Here is a 16,887-nt window from a genome sequence, read left to right on the forward strand (position 1 = left end):
GAACTGTGACGATTCTTAAGCACTTTGCGGCAAAAAAAGAGGGTATCCCAAAAGTCACTGACTAATGGATACCCTCAAGCCTCTTTAAGCTTCCATGGGTGAGGAACAAGCTCAGGACCTTCCGCTGTTCGAAGCATGACTTTACCGCCACTGCTCTCCACCAGCTCACGCAGCAAATAAGCGCCCTCCAGCGTCTCCACTTGGATATCGGTTCTGACCGGTAAACGATCGAGCTGTCTCAGCAATCTTGATGCCCATTCACCTTGTGCCCTTCCCTCTTGTGCGGACATGTCGATGACGAGATCAAGGTCGCTGGATTCCTTCAAGACAGGCGCCCCCGTCGCCATCTCGAATCCTCCGCTTCCGGCTGGTCCCCATTTGTAGCCGGACAGTTCCCTGGCAATCTCCTGCATCACCTGAATGACCGGCAACCGACGGCGAAGCCCAGAGACATTGTTCCACAGCTGCTGCCGGGCAATATCATAGGGTGTAATGATTCTAGCGGCTCCGTCAGGAGACAAATCAGCGCCCAGGCGCTGATTTCGTTCGCCACCGCGAATACCGACAGGAATGTGGCCGGAAGCGGAAACCGGAGCGCGGCGAACCACGACGTATGGAGCATGCCGCAAGGAATCTTTCACCCACCCCGGCTCCTCGCCCTCAACTTCCGGGAAAAATAATGCGGACATATCCGACAGCTCAATCAAATCATGCGGCCGGATTACCATTGCCGTCTTAATGCCTCACGCACCCGCAGCGTCGCTGCCCGTCCTCCATTCCGGGCTGCCTCGCTTTGCAGACGGGAGCTGATGAGGTCGCGAGAAGCATCCGCTATGGAGGCGATTGCTTCGGCGATGGCGAATTCAGCCGCCCGCAGATCCTGGACTCGAGGAGCATCTGCATGAATATCCTGCAATAAGCGGAATAACGAGCCCAGCTGGCTATAGCTGGCTATATCATAAGCCATCGCCGGCACTTTGCTTGTCGCCTCCTCCAGCTCCGCGATGCTTCTGCGTGTAATCCGCGCCGCTGAAGCCTTGGACATGGCCTGGATATGAACTCCGGGATCATCCAAAGCGACAAGCCGGTTGGCCTGAAGGCCATGGGCCAGGAACGCGCCTGAGATCGCATTGCCTACGATGAGAGCGACCACGGGATGTCCTTGCATTCTGGCAGCAGCATAGGCATCCGTGCTTGCCGCCAAAGCCAGACTGATTCCGATCAGTTCCTCACTGTAGCCGTAGGCCTGACTCGGCACATCCACTATAGCAATAATCGGGCGTTTATTCGTGGTGTCCTGATCCAGCCGAATAGCATCACGAACCAGCTTGGCTACCGTCCATCCCTCCAACAGTCCGACCTCTCCGACTTTTGCACGTGGATAGCGGCTTGCAGCATCTGGAACAACAGAGATATACCGGTATATTTGTCCGTCCTTAACTATATCTGCCGCCAGTACAGACGGGGTATCGCTTACCGGATGGGCAATGCCTGTCAAGGAAGCGAACCACCGGTAACCTCGGCTGTCTGCTTGGTCACTGGCGCCTTCTTTTGCTAATGAGGCAAAATATTCAACGGGGTTAACCTTTTTGTAAAACTGATTATATCTGTCGGGTGTCCACTTCTCTGCCGGATCAAATTGGCTGAGCAGGCTTAGATAGAAATCGGTCTGCAACGTTTTCGGCGGTTGGGCAGGACGCTTCATCGCCTGATAGATCGCGGCTGTCAAGGCCGCGGCATCATCCTCCACAAGCTCGTCAATTAACCCGGTAACCTGACGCTGGCGGGCTCCGATCGTATTCCAGATCAACTCCTTGTCCCGGGAATCAAATTCCATGACCCCTGCTTCCTGTTCAATTACTTCAGGGCCATTTAAGCCAAGCCGGGCCATTCGGGTGGCAATCAAGGTACTTGTCAGCTCCGCGACGATAGACATTCCGCCAAATGCACCGATGCGCCCGGGGATGACTCCGATGACAGGCACATGCTCCCGCAGGGCAATGACCTGCGCGCTAATTTCGGAGATGGATAACAGGCCATAATTTGCTTCCTGGAGCCGAACTCCGCCGGTATCAAAAACCAGAATCGGAACGATGCGTTCTCCCTGGATATTAGCCTCCAAAGCAAGCTCCAGCACGCCGGATATCTTGGCCCCGCCAACCTCTCCAATCCCCCCTCCCTGAAATGCGCCCTCAATAGAAATGATCAGTACTCGTTCTCCTTGAAGCATGCCTCTTGCCACGATCACGCCATCATCGCTTTGCGGTACGATTCCTTGCGGCTCCAGGTGCGGAGAGTAGAGCCTGTCAAATGGCCCGACCAGCTCGCGGAAGGTATCCCGGTCAAGCAAGGCCTGTGCGCGTTCACGCCCGTTCAGCTCCACATAGCTATTCTGCATAGCCCAGCACCTCCAGCGCTTGCGTTAATCGAAGCATCACGACCCCAGGCGTGGCCCCGTAATCATGAATAGTCATTTGAGCTACAATCGGATAACGGGTAAAAAAACGAGTCAGCACATGGTCCCAGGTTTGCCCGAATCCCTCGCTCCCGGTCAGCACCTGTACCTGTGCCATGCCGCCCTCTCCTGGCACGACAAGGATCTCCAGATCGCCGGACCCAACCACACCAATATGGGCGGATTGAGTAATCGGTCTTGAAACGGCATATTGAAAATGTAATTGCTCCATCGTCATCGCTCCCTTCCACTTTTATCTTCAACACCAAGAAACAAAGCAGCAGCCAGCAAATCAGCGCTTCCGCCCGGTGATAGACGTCTTGAGCTGCAATAATCGCTCAGCCTGGTGAATTTCTCTTCGAATTCTCTCTTACTTCCTCTAGCCGCCTGGAGACAGGAAGCTGCTAGTTCCTTAACTGTTGTTAAAGCGGCACTCCCCCCGCGATACAAAATGCAGGTATCATCCACCGTAGCCATCAAGGCCAGCAGAGCTTCCAAACGGGCATCCTGCTCGCTCTTACCCGCTCTCCTTGCGCTCAGCAGAGCAGGCAAAGCTTCATTGTGAATATGCGGGAATCCCTGCTGAGCCTCCTCGTAAGCACCGGTTACGTTATATTTGCGTTTTACGATTTGTCCATTAGTCTCTTTCTCTTCCGCAGGACAATAACGGTCCTCAAAGGAAGCAATCACACCGGCAAGCCGCAGCACCCGCTCACTGTCAGCTTCATCGGCGCAGGCGGCGCGGGCGCCGGTCAAGAGGCCAAGCGCCCAGATCGCGCCTTTATGGGTGTTGACACCCTTTGTGACCGTGTACATTCGCCGTTCTCCTTCCCTGCCGATTCGGGCAATCTTCTCTCGCAGCTCTTGATTAGGGAAATGGAGGTAAGAAACGACGGCGATTTCTTCAAAGGTTCCTCGCAAAGCCTCCGCCGAATTCATCATCAGTTCCAGAGACATATCGGTATGCGCCCCGTTGCTTCTCGCATCCACCAAGCCTGGCTTTGGGGTAAGCTTCGCTTCTTCAGCCAAGGCCCACACTGCTCTGGAAGCAAGTGATTTCGCAAAGCTCTCGACATTGTGCCGCAGCATTGCCATAAGTCTACGACCAGCTCCTGAATTTTGCCGGCGGATCATATAAACCATCCGACCAGGTCACCAGGTCGCTGATCGATTGTGCAGCCAGCAGGGAGCGCTTGGCCTGCCGCCGCTGGATACCAAGATCCTCCGGGTACGCCACAATACCGCGATCGCGGAGATCGGACACCTCATGCTCACGGCTCTCCAGGCCGAGCGGCGTTACTCCTGCAATGGCAGCCAGAGCTTGCTTTCTCTCCGCCGGACTATCTGTTTTGTACAGATAGGCAATCCCTTCCTCAGTGAGCACGTGAGTCACATCATCCCCATAGATCATGACCGGTGTAATCGCGAGACCGGAGGCGTCCTTTACCTTGACCGCATCCAGCTTCTCCACGAAAACCGGCTTTTTATTCGCACCATAGGTTTCAACCATCTGTACCACTAGCTTACGCCCTTTGGACAGCTCGGAAGGGTGCTCGTTCATCGCCAGCCAGGCATCCGACGCATGCCTGCGCCCCCGGGGATCATGCCCCATATTCGGAGCACCGCCGAAGCCGGACAGCCGACCGGCAGTAACCGTCGAGGAGTTCCCGGCATAATCCATTTGCAGCGTTGAGCCGATAAACATATCTACTGCAAACTGCCCCGCCACTTGGCACATCGCGCGGTTGGACCTCATGGATCCATCCTTTCCCACGAAGAACACGTCCGGCCGTGCGGCGATGTATCTCTCCATGCCCACCTCGCCGCCGAAGCTGTGAACACTATCTACCCAACCCGTTTCAATCGCCGGAATAAGGGTCGGATGCGGATTTAAAGCCCAGTGTCTCGCGAGTTTCCCCTTCAGTCCGAGCTGCCCTCCATAGGTTGGCAGCAGCAGTTCAATGGCTGCGGTGTTGTAGCCGATCCCGTGATTGAGCGACTGCACGCCATGCCGTCCATAAATCCCCTTGATCGCCATCATGCCCATTAATACTTGCAACTCGGTAATATGCCGGGGATCGCGGGTAAACAGTGCCTCCAGCACATAGGGCTTGTCCGCCTTCACAATGACATCCACCCAGGAGGAAGGAATATCCGTTCTCGGCAATTCCTCTACGATCTCATTCACCTGCACAATGACAATGCCGTCCTTGAACGCCGCAGCTTCTATTATCGTAGGTGTCTCCTCCGTGTTATTGCCGGTGTACAGATTCCCTTCGGCATCGGCCTTGTCCGCTGCGACGAGCACCACATCCGGAATAAGGTCGATGAACAGCCTTCCGAACAGCTCCAAATAAGTATGGATATCGCCGAGCTTCAGCGTTCCGTCCTCAATCATTTGCGCAACACGCAGGCTCTGGGATCCGCAGTAAGAAAAGTCCAGCTTGCCGGCAATGCCATGTTCAAAAATATCCAGATGCTCCGGTCTCGAAATACTCGACATAATCATATGCAGATCATGTACCTTGGAGGGAGCGACCTCCAGCAGCTTTTGCGAGAGAAAAGAAGCCTGCTTCTGGTTGTCTCCCTCAAGAACGACCCTGGCGCCCGGCTCAATCAACGCCTCAAGGACACTTACAATATCGCTCGTATCGATAAATTTTCCCTTCATTCGCGGTTCGATTCCGCTCAGCTTCGATTGCTTCCTGTCCCGCTTCTGGCTCCAGGAACGTAATTCCTTGTTCATTCCGCCTGCGCCTCCCACTTTCTGATCAGATACAATGCGCCTTCCATCCCCGTCTCATCAACGGCAATTCCACGCAAGCAAGGATGGGCCTGCTTAAGCAGGCCAGTCAATGTGTGTCCTGGCGGCATCTCTACAAAGCAATCCGCACCGCTCTCCGCGCTTACAGTTGTCATATCATGCCAGCAAACGGGATAAACCGCATTTACCGCCAAATCCTCGGCAATCTTCTGCTTGGACCGAGTAGGTCTTCCCGTATGATTCAGTAAGTATGTCATTTTTGCATCCTGCAAAGGAATACTTTCCAGCATCCCGAACAATTCAGAAGTTAGTCCCTCCATTAATGGAGAATGCGAGGGCACCGGTACTTTCAAATGGATTGCCTTCGAAGCGCCCCGCTGTTTGGAAAGCTCGAATGCCCGGCTGATCCCTTCCACCGAACCGGACAACGCAATTTGCAGCTCTCCATTTACATTGGAGCGGTACACCGGAGACTCATCACTATATGAATGAGCAACAATCCGTTCAACCTCTTCCTTCGTCAATCCTATTATGATTCCCATCCCATAACCGGCAGGGTAAGCTCGATCCATCCACTCGGCACGCCGCCAAACCATTCTCAGCGCATCCTCAAAGGATATGACCCCTGCAGTAACTGCGGCTGAATAAGCGCCAATCGAATGCCCGGCCACAAAATGCGGAGTCATGCCTTGCTTCATGAGCTCATCCGCCGCAGCTGTCCCTTTCAGGAACAGTGCGATCTGCGTCCATAGCGTTGAGGACAAAGACAGCTCATCATCTCGAGGCATCACGCCAATCACTTCGGTTGCCTTCTCCACGTATGCCGGAATGTCCTGCAGCATGTTCGGGGTCTGTGACCCCTGTCCCGGAAATGTAAACACAAGCTTCAGAAGCCCACCTCCTCAACGAAATTCTTCCCTATGCATCTATTGTATTTATTAGAAAAATAGCTGTAAAATAGTTATATTGGTCATTATTAATAACCTATAGGTTATACATGAGAAGTTATATAGGGAGGGTCGTCTATGGAGCTTTTACAGTTAAAATATTTCCTGACAACAGCCCGGCATGGCAACATGACCCGCGCTGCCAGAGAACTCTATATCTCACAGCCCGCACTCAGCAAAATGATCAAATCGCTTGAGAACGAGCTGGGTGTTCCGTTATTCGACCGCAAGGGCAAGCACATTGTCCTTAATGCCTTTGGAGAAAAGTTTCTTAAGCGAGCCAACCAAGCATTGTCCGCCTTGGAGCAAGGAGTTGCTGAAATTACGGAAATGAGCAAGGAGAATGTTGAGATCATCTCCTTGTATGTGGCGGTTGGCTCCATGCTCCTGCCCTGGATTGTCCGCCGGTTTCGGGACAAGTATCCCCATATCCGGTTCAACCTGATCCAGCATCCTGGCAAGACCGGGAAGGCGCTGACCTATGATTTTGCAATAACCTCCGAGCCGCTAGAGCATAACGAGCATGTGATTCTGCTCGAAGAAGAGATTATGCTGGGCGTCCCAAGGCAGCATCCCCTCAGCAGCAGGAATGAAGTCACCTTACTGGAGCTTGAGCATGAGAAATTTATCAGCTTGACCACCGGCAATCCGCTGCGAAGAACAACAGATCGGTTCTTTGCGGATTTGCCCTTCAGCCCTGACATCATCTTCGAGAGTGATGATCCGGCTACCGTAAGAGGCTTGATCGAATCCGGCCTCGGGATCTCTTTTATCCCTTCCATCCTATGGAGCGGCCTGCTTACCGAGGATATCGAGCTGATCCCGATTCGCGGCCATCGCTGCATCCGCACCATCTATTTATCCTGGCCAACCAAAGAGGAGCCGACAGGCTTGGAGCAATCCTTCTTTGTCTTTATTCAGCAGCTTTTCAAAGAGATCCTGCCCGGAAATAGACGCTAGACACTCTTACGGCATGGCTGATAATTCAGACTAGAGTATGTTTATACATCCAGTTCTGTCACTTCTTTTCTATACTCTCGCTCTGGCTCTTCCGGCGAATGAAGCGGTGTCCATACCTGGGCGAAAAATGGATCCACTTTGGCGCGAGCTGCATAGTTCCAGCTTTCACGTTCACAGACCGGGCACCAGTGCCCCGCTTCCAATACCAGGCGCGGGCTTGCTTCAAAGTCGTGTCCGAAAGCGCAAGTAAACTTCAATTTCCCCATCCAATCCCCGATATTCATTTCGTTTGAGGAGCAGTGTCCTCCTCGGAATTGAGCGGCTCCTTTCACATCCTCCAGGTTCAACTCCCGTTCCGGCTTGTTCTCATCGTAGCCATGATCAATCCATATGACCCGATCCCAATCCCGAAAGTGCTCGAACTCATTAATATCGAATGGGATTGCCTCCCATGCACGTTTGCTGCCCCAGTAGGCATCGATTTTCTCTTCCATATTCTGCTCGATGAAGCGAACCGTCCCATGCTCCGTACGCGCTACCTTCAAAAATACTTTCTTCATAATACTTCCCATCAGCTTTTGTCCGCCCGGAAGCTTGCATACTAGGCGTGATATTGGAGCTACCGGTCCTAGTGAATCCAGGTAGGAATCATAGAAATATTGCATACTGTCTCTGCGGAAGTGAAGATGCTCCTCCAGCTTGTCCGAATCCAGATAATAGGTTCCATGAAAATTTCGTGTTGCGTACCATTTAGGATTAATGGCATATTTTAAATTTTTAAATCCGATCGCCCCATAGAGCTCTCTGTACATGGCATAAGTATCTACCCTGCAGCTTTCGCCACCGCCAATATTGTACACATGACACCAGAAGCCCTCAGACAATTCTCCCGAATAATCCAAGCGGCAGAGGTTGCCAAGCATTCTGCCGGAATCCCGGTCAGAAACATATTCAAGCACATTATCCAGACAATTATGGAACATGATTGCATCCTTGATCTTGCTCATTGCAGGACCCATTATTCCGGTCTGTCTCAGACTCACCCAATATTTTAATCCCGACTCGATCAGCAGTCGTTCTGCAGCGATTTTAGATACTGCGTAATAGTCGTAAATGCTTGGCTTGATGGGATCGCCTACCCGTCCCCAATGAATAGGCGGCATCCGGTCCCCCGTTTCAGCAATCGTTCCGATCGAGACAACCTTGACTTCCTCCATTCTTCCTTGCTCCTTAATCGCGTGGATGATGTTACGCATGGAACCATAATTCACCTTCATTGCCAACTTAGGCTTATAGTCCGCTATAGGAGAGACCAGCGCGGCAACATGCAAGACAATGTCCGCATTTTTGATACATTCATACACATCGTCTTCCTTGGTCAAATCTCCCCAATGGATAGTGAGGCCATCTTTGTTCTCATAATCTTTTAGAGCTCTGCGATCTGTCTCTGTATCAAGTACCAACAATGTAATATCCAGCTTATCGGTATCCTTTAGCAGCTCTCGAAGCACATGAGAACCCATTCCTCCAGTAGCCCCGGTTAATAATACTCTTCTCTTAATCATCCTTTTTATCTCCTTTCAACTACAAGCTGATAATTATGTTATAATCCAAGTATCTTCGACACAGTGTCTATTTTACAACCAACAGTTGATCTTATTTTGATATAAGATAGACACTCGGGATGAATATGTTGGGAGCTCGTCAAAATAGTAAAACTTGAAAGTAAAAAGGATGAATAGTCATGAGCAATCGTGAAAACCAACGAGTCAGATTGACGAAATCGTTACTGAAGAATAGCCTGATCGAACTAATGCAATCCAAGTCGATTCACAAGGTGACCATTAAAGAACTTTGCGAGCATGCAGGTATTAACCGGTCTACTTTTTACCTTAATTACAAGGACCAGTTCGATCTGTTAGAAGATATTGAACAAGAGGTAATGCTTCAGGTGAGGGGGCACATTGAGAAGATTGTCGGGAATTTCCAATTGCTGCAAGGGCTGCTAGAGTATGTGAAGGACAATGGCAGGGTGTTCAGTGTACTTCTTGGACCAACGGGAAATTCCTCGTTTCCTTCCAGCTTCGTCTCTTCAGCGATCACTACCTTGAGAATGAACCTGCTTTTGACGGGTTCAGAAGCTCAATCAGATTATATTTATCACTATTTGACTATCGGCTGCTTAAGTATGATTAGTCAGTGGATTGATAGGGGCTTTGATTTAAGTACGAAGGAGCTTTCTGATATGATCTTCATGTTGTCTGACGGAGCCGCTTCAGTCTATTCCAATAAGAACACTTGAGTCATTCCAAACTCAAACCCCATAAAAAGAAGAGAAAGCGGAAGAATGGCTGCCCATTTTCCCGCTTTCTCTTCTTTTCCAATATCGAACTTAGTTTTACGGCATCTCAGTTACTTTGTCTGCAATGGGCGTTCTAGGCTTCAACGCCGGAATCTCGGCCGGATAACCGACTCCAAGCACGCCGATGACTTCCGCTCCGTCTGCCGCGCCAAGCAGCTCACGGTTTTGCGGCTGAGCACCGATTGAGCTCCAGAACACACCCGCTCCCGCCTCTTCGGCCAGCAGCATGAAATTCTGGATGAAGCACGACACCGCCATCACGTTCTCGTCTCGCTCCAACTGCTTGGACGCAGACTTCGAGAGCACCGCAAGTACAATCGGAGCACCGCCCAGATCCGTTTTATGATTCAGCTTGGCCCGGGTCTCCGGACCGAGAAATAAAATCTCCCAAGGCTCGTTCATTCGATGATTTGGGGCATAGCTGGCCGCTTCCAGCCAATTCATGACGTCATCCCTGTCGATGGTATCCTTCTTGAAGGATTTGATTGTACGGCGTCGTTGTATCACTTCTTTCATGCTCATATGCGTATCTCCCCTTTAATCGATAATTATGAACCGATGTAATTCTTGACTTCGCAGAGCCATACCATGTGTGCAGACTCCGCTCCCCAGTAATCGGGCACGACGGCATACGGCTTGCCAAACTTGTTGAGCCACTTTTGTTGTGCTATGCGATATCCGCTGTCTAGGGAAAACCTCTGGATTCCTTGGCTGGCCATGCGGTTGGCAGCAGCACGGATCAAAACCGAACCGATCCCCTGGCCCTGATATTCCGGCAATATATAAAGGCTGCCTAATTCACCTACATTCCCCAGAGCATTTCCGGTACAGTTCAGGATATCTTCTCCGCATGGACCATAAGAGATTGTTCCGACTATGTTCTCCCCCAGCAGAGCAACCAGAAACCAGCAACTGACCGAGTCCTCCTTCAACAAGCACGCCTGAAGTACCCTTCTCTTCGCGGCAAGCTCATGGGCTATATCCTCGATGAGATGACCTAGGCCCTCTTGCTCGAAGGCTTCGGGTATGGCTAAATCGAATACACGGCAGGCAAGCTCCGCATCGGACGGCCGCGCAATCCGAATCGTAATCTCTTTCCCCACATGAAACCTCCTCCTTGGTCACAACTCTACCACAATTAAAACCTATGCATCAATTTGCAATTGAATTATAGCAACAAAAAGCCGCCATTCGGTCATAATCCGAATGGCGGCTTCTCCGCTTACGAAAGCTGCATAGTCGAAATACAAGTATTGTCCCCTTCAAAGGTTGAGATTTCTTCCTTGCCGGATTTATCGCCTTGCCCGATCTCCACCTCATACTTACGATCGCGCGGCAGCCAAATATCAATAAACCCATTATTATGAGCCTGCAGCGTGTCATCAATAATGACATTCCCGTCCTGATCCGTCACCTTGACTTCGAAGGATTCGCTGCTCATTTCCCCTTGACAGCCCGTCAGACTATGAATCGCACAGGGATGCGTCTCGTTAATGTAAGGTGCGATGGAGACAAAGAACTCGTCCTTAGGCAATTCATAAGTAGTCTTTGACTGATCCAAATTCGTTACGATTAGCTGATGGGAAGTGATAGATGCACCTTCGGCAGACAGCTTGTCCGTACTAAGATCATTCACCATTTGCTTGACCTCTTCAGCGGATTGAGCAGTCCCGCCCTTGCCCTGCTTCCCGTCGGTACAGCCAGATAGCAGCACACTTACCGAAGCGATCAATAACAGCCAGACCATATATTTATTTCTCATCGTTTACCTCCATCTTATCCAGGCTCAATTCTTACCCGCCATCATCATATCAGGCTCGCCTCCCGGAAGCAATAAAACATGTCATAGAAAAAGACGCCCCGAAGGGCGCCGCACATCTTGCCTGCAAATCTTACTTAGGTTGGATATAACCTTCTGCCTTCAACAGCTCCGCGATCAGCACGGCTCCGCCGGCTGCACCGCGCAGAGTGTTGTGTGACAATCCTACAAATTTGAAGTCATAGAGCGAATCCTCACGCAGACGGCCGACCGAAACTCCCATTCCGCCTTCGATATCCCGGTCCAGCTTCGTCTGCGGCCGATTATCCTCTTCAAAATAAGTGATGAACTGCTTCGGCGCGCTTGGCAGTCCCAGCTCCTGCGGACGACCGGAAAATTGCTTCCATCGTGCAAGAATCTCTTCCTTCGATGGCTTGTTGTCAAAGGAAACAAAGACCGTTGCCAAGTGCCCGTCCGTTACCGGAACCCGAATACATTGAGTCGTAATGAGCGGGGATTCCGTCTTGATAATCTGGCCGTTCTCCACCGATCCCCAGATCCGCAGCGGCTCCTGCTCACTCTTCTCTTCTTCGCCGCCAATGTATGGAATCACGTTGTCCAGCATTTCAGGCCAATCCGTAAAATTCTTTCCTGCTCCGGAAATGGCTTGATAGGTCGAGGCTACCACATGCCGCGGCTTGAAATCCAGCAGAGCATGAAGTGCCGGCACATAGCTCTGGATCGAACAGTTCGGCTTAACCGCAATAAAGCCTCTCTCCGTGCCGAGACGTTTTCTTTGCGCCGCGATAACTTCGATATGCCCCGGGTTGACTTCCGGAATCACCATTGGTACGTCCGGTGTCCAGCGATGAGCGGAGTTATTGGAAATAACCGGCGTACCCGTCTTCGCGTATGCCTCCTCAAGCGCTTGAATCTCATTCTTCTTCATGTCTACTGCGCAGAAGATGAAGTCAACGTCTTTTGCGACCTTCTCCACCTCGGAAGCATCCTGAACGACAATCTTTTTCACGCCCTCCGGAATGTCTCCCTCCAGCTTCCATCTTCCCTGAACCGCTTCTTCATAGGTCTTCCCTGCGGAATTGGCGCTGGCTGCGATCCCGGTTACCTCGAACCATGGATGGTTCTCCAGCAGTTGGACAAAGCGCTGGCCCACCATTCCTGTTCCGCCGACAATACCTGCTCTTAATCTTTGTGCCATCGTATATTCAGATCCCTTCTCTTTATATGATGTGGAATGATTTGATAATAACGTATGTCAGTACAGCCTCTTAATGTAACAAAAAAATCCCACCCCCAAGACTACGTAGTCCTAGGGACGAGATTGCTTCTCGTGGTACCACCCTACATTTACTAATACGTCGCCGCACCAGCCTCTTCAAGTACGGCGCTGCCTTGGGCAGGCGCGTATACTCTAGCTCTGTAACAGGAGCTCCTGTCGTGCCATCTCCAGTGGATCAAGGTTCCGGCGCGCTGCTCGGAGTCTTTCTTCAATGAACGCTTCCTTACTCCCTTTCAGCAACCGGGAGCTCTCTGTGAAGGATCGCCGTCATTTACTTCTCTCGTCATCGCATTTGATATTGTAGCTATATTATCAAATAATCGGCGCAAGATAAACCCCAAATTTATTGGAGGTTGTTCAAAAAATCACCTTTTGAACTCGTACTAATATAACGTCCGCCACAAATAAAATGTCGCATAAGCTTCCCAGCCTTGCCAGCTGTTGAACATTTCCCTCAGCATGCCAAGTGACGGCTTCTCCTCCAAGCTTAGAAGGTTCTTGACGGCATTATGAAGACCGACATCTCCGATGGGAAAAGCTGCAGGATCGCCCAAGCAGCGCATCCTGACATAATGGGCCGTCCAGGGACCGATGCCGCGAATCGAGACCAGCCGCTCCTCCATGGCATCAAAGCTATCCATAGCCAGCAGCCCCTCCCGGGACAATTCGCCCGCCGCCATCAGTCTAGCCACTTCCAGAATTGTCGCGCTTTTCATTCGGCTCAGCTTCAATGCTCCGAGCTCGTCGGCACTCACCGCCAGCATTTGTTCCGGTGAAGGAAAGCGCCGGTATGCGGTCCCCTGCCATTGCACGGAATCGCCGTACGCGGATGTCAAACGCTCCTTTAAGGTATAGGCAAAGGCCAGATTCACCTGTTGTCCGAGAATCGCCCAGCAAAGTGCTTCAAACAGATCGGGAATACCCATAAGTCGGAGTCCGTTCAATTTCTGAACTACGCCAGCCAGCCTTTCGTCACCTGATGCTAGTCTATAGAACGGAGCCAGATCCCGGTTCAAATCAAACCAGGTGGTTACGTATGCCGCTGCTTCCAATTGCTCGTCCTCATTCAATGGTCCGCCGTAAAGCACCCTGACCGCAAGCTCAAGATCATCCTTACTGCTTACTTCGAGCAGCACGTCTCTCCCGCCTAAAGATACCAGCCTGCGAATGTGATCCTCATGCACCTCATACAGACATTCACTGTTTGAGCCTGACAGATAATCCAGACATAAACGAAAGCAAAAGGGCACGGGGACAGGCAAATTAAAACTGAAACCGGGCATGTCCGGACATTTCAACCGCCTTCACTCCTTCCAGCCTGAGCAACATGTCTTTGATTTTTAAGCCTCCCCGGTACCCGACCAATGTCTGGTTAGACCCGATCACCCGGTGGCAGGGAACAATAACGGGAACCGGATTGGCCCCATTGGCGGTTCCAACAGCCCGTACCGCATTTGGACGCCCAATCGCAGCGGCAATGTCACGATAAGTCTGCACCTCTCCATAGGGGATCGTCAGAAGGGCCGACCAAACCTCCTTTTGAAACGGTGTGCCGAACAAATCAAGCGAAACCTCTGAAAAATCAACCTTTTCTCCCAAAAAGTAGCCCTTAAGCTTCCCGACAACACCCGTGCCCGCAATCACACTTGCGTTCTCCTCCAGTATGGCCCCTGGTTTGAATCGATGAAGCCACGCGGCTGCACCCTCCAACGTATCCTGCGGATACATCAGCCGGCAGACCCCCTGCCCGGTAGCCAATATCGTCCATACGTGGCCCTCCGGACCGAATGCCTCCCTGCTCCAATAGACCCTCGAGTCATTCATTAGTTCCTATCCCCTTCCCTGTAAGTTCCCTATAATCCCTCGGCGAGCATCCCGAGTCCCGTTTGAACCATACTGTAAAATGAGACGGGCTTCTGAAGCCGACCGCTCGGGCAATCATGGCCACAGTCAGCCGATCCTGCGCCAGCAGGCTCTTCGCTTCCTTCATACGAACCGCTTGCAAATGATCAGCAGGAGAATATCCCTTCACCCGTTTATATACTTTTTGCAAATGAAATGGACTGACCGCTAACTGACCAGCCAGCATATTTAATGTCATCGGACAGGAAAGATCCCGTTCAATCAAGTGATCTACCTTGGCAGCCATGACCTCGTCAGGCCCGAGCTTTCCTGCTTCCTCCGGCTTGCAGCGTTTGCAGGGGCGATATCCCAGCTCTATTGCTTCCTCCGAGGAGTTCACAAACCGCACATTTTGCGGATAAGGCGTTCTGGCCCGGCAGGATGGACGACAGAAAATTCGGGTCGTCCGGACACAAGTATAATAGATTCCGTCATAGGTATGTTCCTTGGCGAGCACCGAAGCATAGATCAAGTCAAAGAGCTTCTGTTCCACAGATCATCGCCTCCTATTGCAAGTATAACCCGAACACCCGTTTCCTTAAAGCCGTCTCGGCTACGATAGCAACAATTCGACATTCCGGTAACCATGATAAGACGAAAAAACAAGCCCCCCGAACAAACGATCCGGGGGCTTGTCAGCATTATAAATCCAAGTTCATAAATACGCTATTAGGGTCCCCGGAATAATCCGAGAAAGGTTCACAGTACTAAAACCCGAACGCCTCGTACAGTCTGCGAGCCGGATTGAAGGCTGACATCGAGCCTGTCCTCTAAGTTATTACTCCAGTATGGTGTCAAGCTCCTCAGGAAGATCGGATTTTTTCGTCACCAATAGCCGATGAATCCGGTGGTGGCCGACCTCTTTCACAGCAAACACATACCCGTTGTATTCAAAAATCGGCTTTTCCTGAACCGTAGGAATCCGGTGAAGCATTCCGATCATGAAACCGCTCAGGGTCTCATATTCATCATCCGGCAGCGCAATCCCCAGCACTTCCCGCGCATCGTGCAAAGCCATCGTTCCTTTGAACAGATAACCGCCTTCCGGGGTCATTTCATATTCCTGTTCATCCTCGTCATGCTCGTCATAAATATTGCCTACGATTTCCTCCAGCAGATCCTCCATCGTGACAATACCAGCCGTGCCTCCGTACTCATCAACGGCAATAGCCATGTGCACGTGGTTTTGCTGCAGCTCTTCAAACAAATCCCGGGCATTTTTCGAATCAGGCACAAAATAGGCCTTGTTCACATGATCTCTCAGCTCCCAGGACTCTGTGGCCGCCTTCCGGAAATAACCCAGCAAATCCTTGCTATGGAAGATGCCGATGATATTGTCGATGGTTTCTTCATACACCGGGAAACGCGTGTATTGTTCCTCGTCCGCCAGCTTGGCGACCGAGACCATATCCATACTGACCGGGATCGCAACCACATTCAATCGATGGGTCATAATATCCGAGACCGTCCGGTTATCAAAGTCGAAAATATTGTTGATCATCAGCTTCTCGCTGGCTTGTATCGTACCTAGTTCTGTCCCCGTATCCAGCATCATGCGGATTTCTTCCTCTGACACCTCATCATCGTCGGAATTGGGGTCCAGACCGAATGCCTTGACAAGCAGGTTCGTTGATACCGTAAGCAGCTTAACGAATGGAGCCGTTATCTTCGACAGCACAGACAACACATCTGCTGCCAGCATGGCCATGCCCTCGGCCCGCTTCATAGCAACCCGCTTAGGCACGAGCTCTCCAAGCACCAGTTGGAAATAGGACAGTATCAACGTAATCACGATGAGAGACAAGGTGCTTAACAGTGACGGGGACAAAGGAACTCCCCACTTAATCAGTAATGCCGCCAGATCTCCGGCGAAGCTCTCGCCGGCAAAAGCACTGGCAAAGAAGCCTGCCAGCGTGATCCCGATCTGAATCGTTGCCAGGAAACGGCTTGGTTCGCCCAGCAAGCTGACCAGCAGCTTGGCCTTGCGGTGCCCTTGCTGTGCCATATTTCTAATTTTGTTATCGTTTAGAGAGATTAGTGCAATTTCGGATGCTGCGAAAAAAGCGTTGATTAGAATAAGCACAAGAATGATAAGCAATTCAAACATCTTTTTCGTCCTCTCTGCGGAAGATATGTACGTCGACCTTAACCTCCCCCCGATTGCGGCAGGAATATGCATCTATATAAGTTGAACTACTGGGTTTTACGTTCCGAGGGCAACTTGTGAAGTATTCTTGCGCGGATTTCTCTAATTGAACTAAGATATTATAAGGTGGAAATCAACTCACAAAGGCGAACTCTTCCGCTTTATGCTTTCGAAGCAGCTTTCTTTCAGAAGGCTTGTAACACTTCACACTTATGCCCTTTCTACGTAGCTTTTATAGTTCAACTTATATAGCATCTTTACAAAATGAGTCCTGCATCATATAATTTAGGGA

At 51.1% G+C, this 16,887-nt stretch carries 17 protein-coding genes and 1 other annotated feature; of the genes, 2 read left to right on the forward strand and 15 right to left on the reverse strand.

What is annotated here, in order from left to right; genetic code table 11:
* Positions 1-74 precede the first annotated feature (74 nt).
* From KQJ23_RS16240 to KQJ23_RS16265, 6 genes are read right to left on the reverse strand one after another with little or no spacing between them, the layout of a single operon-like run.
* Positions 75-728: a malonate decarboxylase holo-ACP synthase gene (locus KQJ23_RS16240; RefSeq protein ID WP_216479965.1), complete on the reverse strand. Its 654-nt coding sequence runs from the start codon at positions 726-728 to the stop codon at positions 75-77.
* Entirely contained in the window at positions 722-2,398 is a 1,677-nt protein-coding gene (gene mdcD, locus KQJ23_RS16245) for a biotin-independent malonate decarboxylase subunit beta (RefSeq protein ID WP_216479966.1), read from the reverse strand. Before mdcD ends, KQJ23_RS16240 begins: the two co-directional genes overlap by 7 nt.
* A complete protein-coding gene (locus tag KQJ23_RS16250) occupies positions 2,388-2,687 on the reverse strand; it encodes a malonate decarboxylase subunit delta (RefSeq protein ID WP_216479967.1) in 300 nt (99 codons plus the stop codon). The genes mdcD and KQJ23_RS16250 overlap by 11 nt, the downstream gene beginning before the upstream one ends.
* Positions 2,688-2,689: 2 nt before the next feature.
* Positions 2,690-3,550 carry a triphosphoribosyl-dephospho-CoA synthase MdcB gene (mdcB, locus tag KQJ23_RS16255; RefSeq protein WP_249529831.1) on the reverse strand — a complete coding sequence of 287 codons (861 nt, stop codon included), beginning with the start codon at positions 3,548-3,550 and terminating at the stop codon, positions 2,690-2,692.
* 4 nt (positions 3,551-3,554) lie between these two features.
* Positions 3,555-5,201: a malonate decarboxylase subunit alpha gene (mdcA, locus tag KQJ23_RS16260; protein ID WP_216479968.1), complete on the reverse strand. Its 1,647-nt coding sequence runs from the start codon at positions 5,199-5,201 to the stop codon at positions 3,555-3,557.
* A complete protein-coding gene (locus KQJ23_RS16265) occupies positions 5,198-6,100 on the reverse strand; it encodes an ACP S-malonyltransferase (protein WP_346779417.1) in 903 nt (300 codons plus the stop codon). The genes mdcA and KQJ23_RS16265 overlap by 4 nt, the downstream gene beginning before the upstream one ends.
* A gap of 144 nt (positions 6,101-6,244) precedes the next feature.
* Here KQJ23_RS16265 and KQJ23_RS16270 point away from each other — a divergent pair, with 144 nt between their 5' ends.
* Complete coding sequence (locus KQJ23_RS16270; RefSeq protein WP_216479969.1) at positions 6,245-7,126, forward strand: LysR family transcriptional regulator; 882 nt, start codon at positions 6,245-6,247, stop codon at positions 7,124-7,126.
* Positions 7,127-7,167: 41 nt separating this feature from the next.
* Here the strand turns inward: KQJ23_RS16270 and KQJ23_RS16275 are convergent, their stop codons facing one another.
* Positions 7,168-8,691: an NAD-dependent epimerase/dehydratase family protein gene (locus tag KQJ23_RS16275; protein WP_216479970.1), complete on the reverse strand. Its 1,524-nt coding sequence runs from the start codon at positions 8,689-8,691 to the stop codon at positions 7,168-7,170.
* Between the two features lie 179 nt (positions 8,692-8,870).
* Between KQJ23_RS16275 and KQJ23_RS16280 the strand changes: the two genes are divergently transcribed.
* Complete coding sequence (locus KQJ23_RS16280) at positions 8,871-9,428, forward strand: TetR/AcrR family transcriptional regulator (RefSeq protein WP_216479971.1); 558 nt, start codon at positions 8,871-8,873, stop codon at positions 9,426-9,428.
* A gap of 96 nt (positions 9,429-9,524) precedes the next feature.
* Here the strand turns inward: KQJ23_RS16280 and KQJ23_RS16285 are convergent, their stop codons facing one another.
* From KQJ23_RS16285 to KQJ23_RS16320, 8 genes are all read right to left on the reverse strand, one after another.
* On the reverse strand, positions 9,525-10,010 hold the full coding sequence (locus tag KQJ23_RS16285) for a nitroreductase family protein (RefSeq protein ID WP_216479972.1): 486 nt from the start codon (positions 10,008-10,010) through the stop codon (positions 9,525-9,527).
* 26 nt (positions 10,011-10,036) lie between these two features.
* Positions 10,037-10,591: a GNAT family N-acetyltransferase gene (locus KQJ23_RS16290; protein ID WP_216479973.1), complete on the reverse strand. Its 555-nt coding sequence runs from the start codon at positions 10,589-10,591 to the stop codon at positions 10,037-10,039.
* A gap of 119 nt (positions 10,592-10,710) precedes the next feature.
* Complete coding sequence (locus KQJ23_RS16295) at positions 10,711-11,250, reverse strand: CueP family metal-binding protein (protein WP_216479974.1); 540 nt, start codon at positions 11,248-11,250, stop codon at positions 10,711-10,713.
* 130 nt (positions 11,251-11,380) lie between these two features.
* Complete coding sequence (asd, locus tag KQJ23_RS16300) at positions 11,381-12,466, reverse strand: aspartate-semialdehyde dehydrogenase (RefSeq protein ID WP_216479975.1); 1,086 nt, start codon at positions 12,464-12,466, stop codon at positions 11,381-11,383.
* A 110-nt stretch (positions 12,467-12,576) separates the two neighbouring features.
* Positions 12,577-12,843: a binding site (T-box leader), on the reverse strand.
* Between the two features lie 87 nt (positions 12,844-12,930).
* A complete protein-coding gene (locus tag KQJ23_RS16305) occupies positions 12,931-13,830 on the reverse strand; it encodes a DNA-3-methyladenine glycosylase family protein (protein WP_216479976.1) in 900 nt (299 codons plus the stop codon).
* Complete coding sequence (locus tag KQJ23_RS16310) at positions 13,811-14,371, reverse strand: methylated-DNA--[protein]-cysteine S-methyltransferase (RefSeq protein WP_216479977.1); 561 nt, start codon at positions 14,369-14,371, stop codon at positions 13,811-13,813. Before KQJ23_RS16310 ends, KQJ23_RS16305 begins: the two co-directional genes overlap by 20 nt.
* Entirely contained in the window at positions 14,364-14,942 is a 579-nt protein-coding gene (locus KQJ23_RS16315) for a bifunctional transcriptional activator/DNA repair enzyme AdaA (protein ID WP_216479978.1), read from the reverse strand. Before KQJ23_RS16315 ends, KQJ23_RS16310 begins: the two co-directional genes overlap by 8 nt.
* 285 nt (positions 14,943-15,227) lie before the next feature.
* A complete protein-coding gene (locus KQJ23_RS16320; RefSeq protein WP_216479979.1) occupies positions 15,228-16,556 on the reverse strand; it encodes a hemolysin family protein in 1,329 nt (442 codons plus the stop codon).
* Between the last annotated feature and the right edge of the window lie 331 nt (positions 16,557-16,887).

The sequence above is a fragment of the Paenibacillus brevis genome (genome assembly GCF_018919145.1).
Classification (GTDB): domain Bacteria; phylum Bacillota; class Bacilli; order Paenibacillales; family Paenibacillaceae; genus Fontibacillus; species Fontibacillus brevis.

What these genes read in the sequence shown, in the direction of transcription:
- KQJ23_RS16305 (WP_216479976.1), bottom strand. Translation starts at nt 13,830, where the DNA reads ATGCCCGGTTTCAGTTTTAATTTGCCTGTCCCCGTGCCCTTTTGCTTT.
- KQJ23_RS16310 (WP_216479977.1), bottom strand. Translation starts at nt 14,371, where the DNA reads ATGAATGACTCGAGGGTCTATTGGAGCAGGGAGGCATTCGGTCCGGAG.
- mdcA (WP_216479968.1), bottom strand. Translation starts at nt 5,201, where the DNA reads ATGAACAAGGAATTACGTTCCTGGAGCCAGAAGCGGGACAGGAAGCAA.
- KQJ23_RS16250 (WP_216479967.1), bottom strand. Translation starts at nt 2,687, where the DNA reads ATGGAGCAATTACATTTTCAATATGCCGTTTCAAGACCGATTACTCAA.
- KQJ23_RS16275 (WP_216479970.1), bottom strand. Translation starts at nt 8,691, where the DNA reads ATGATTAAGAGAAGAGTATTATTAACCGGGGCTACTGGAGGAATGGGT.
- mdcB (WP_249529831.1), bottom strand. Translation starts at nt 3,550, where the DNA reads ATGGCAATGCTGCGGCACAATGTCGAGAGCTTTGCGAAATCACTTGCT.
- KQJ23_RS16285 (WP_216479972.1), bottom strand. Translation starts at nt 10,010, where the DNA reads ATGAGCATGAAAGAAGTGATACAACGACGCCGTACAATCAAATCCTTC.
- KQJ23_RS16295 (WP_216479974.1), bottom strand. Translation starts at nt 11,250, where the DNA reads ATGAGAAATAAATATATGGTCTGGCTGTTATTGATCGCTTCGGTAAGT.
- KQJ23_RS16270 (WP_216479969.1), top strand. Translation starts at nt 6,245, where the DNA reads ATGGAGCTTTTACAGTTAAAATATTTCCTGACAACAGCCCGGCATGGC.
- KQJ23_RS16240 (WP_216479965.1), bottom strand. Translation starts at nt 728, where the DNA reads ATGGTAATCCGGCCGCATGATTTGATTGAGCTGTCGGATATGTCCGCA.
- KQJ23_RS16280 (WP_216479971.1), top strand. Translation starts at nt 8,871, where the DNA reads ATGAGCAATCGTGAAAACCAACGAGTCAGATTGACGAAATCGTTACTG.
- KQJ23_RS16320 (WP_216479979.1), bottom strand. Translation starts at nt 16,556, where the DNA reads ATGTTTGAATTGCTTATCATTCTTGTGCTTATTCTAATCAACGCTTTT.
- asd (WP_216479975.1), bottom strand. Translation starts at nt 12,466, where the DNA reads ATGGCACAAAGATTAAGAGCAGGTATTGTCGGCGGAACAGGAATGGTG.
- mdcD (WP_216479966.1), bottom strand. Translation starts at nt 2,398, where the DNA reads ATGCAGAATAGCTATGTGGAGCTGAACGGGCGTGAACGCGCACAGGCC.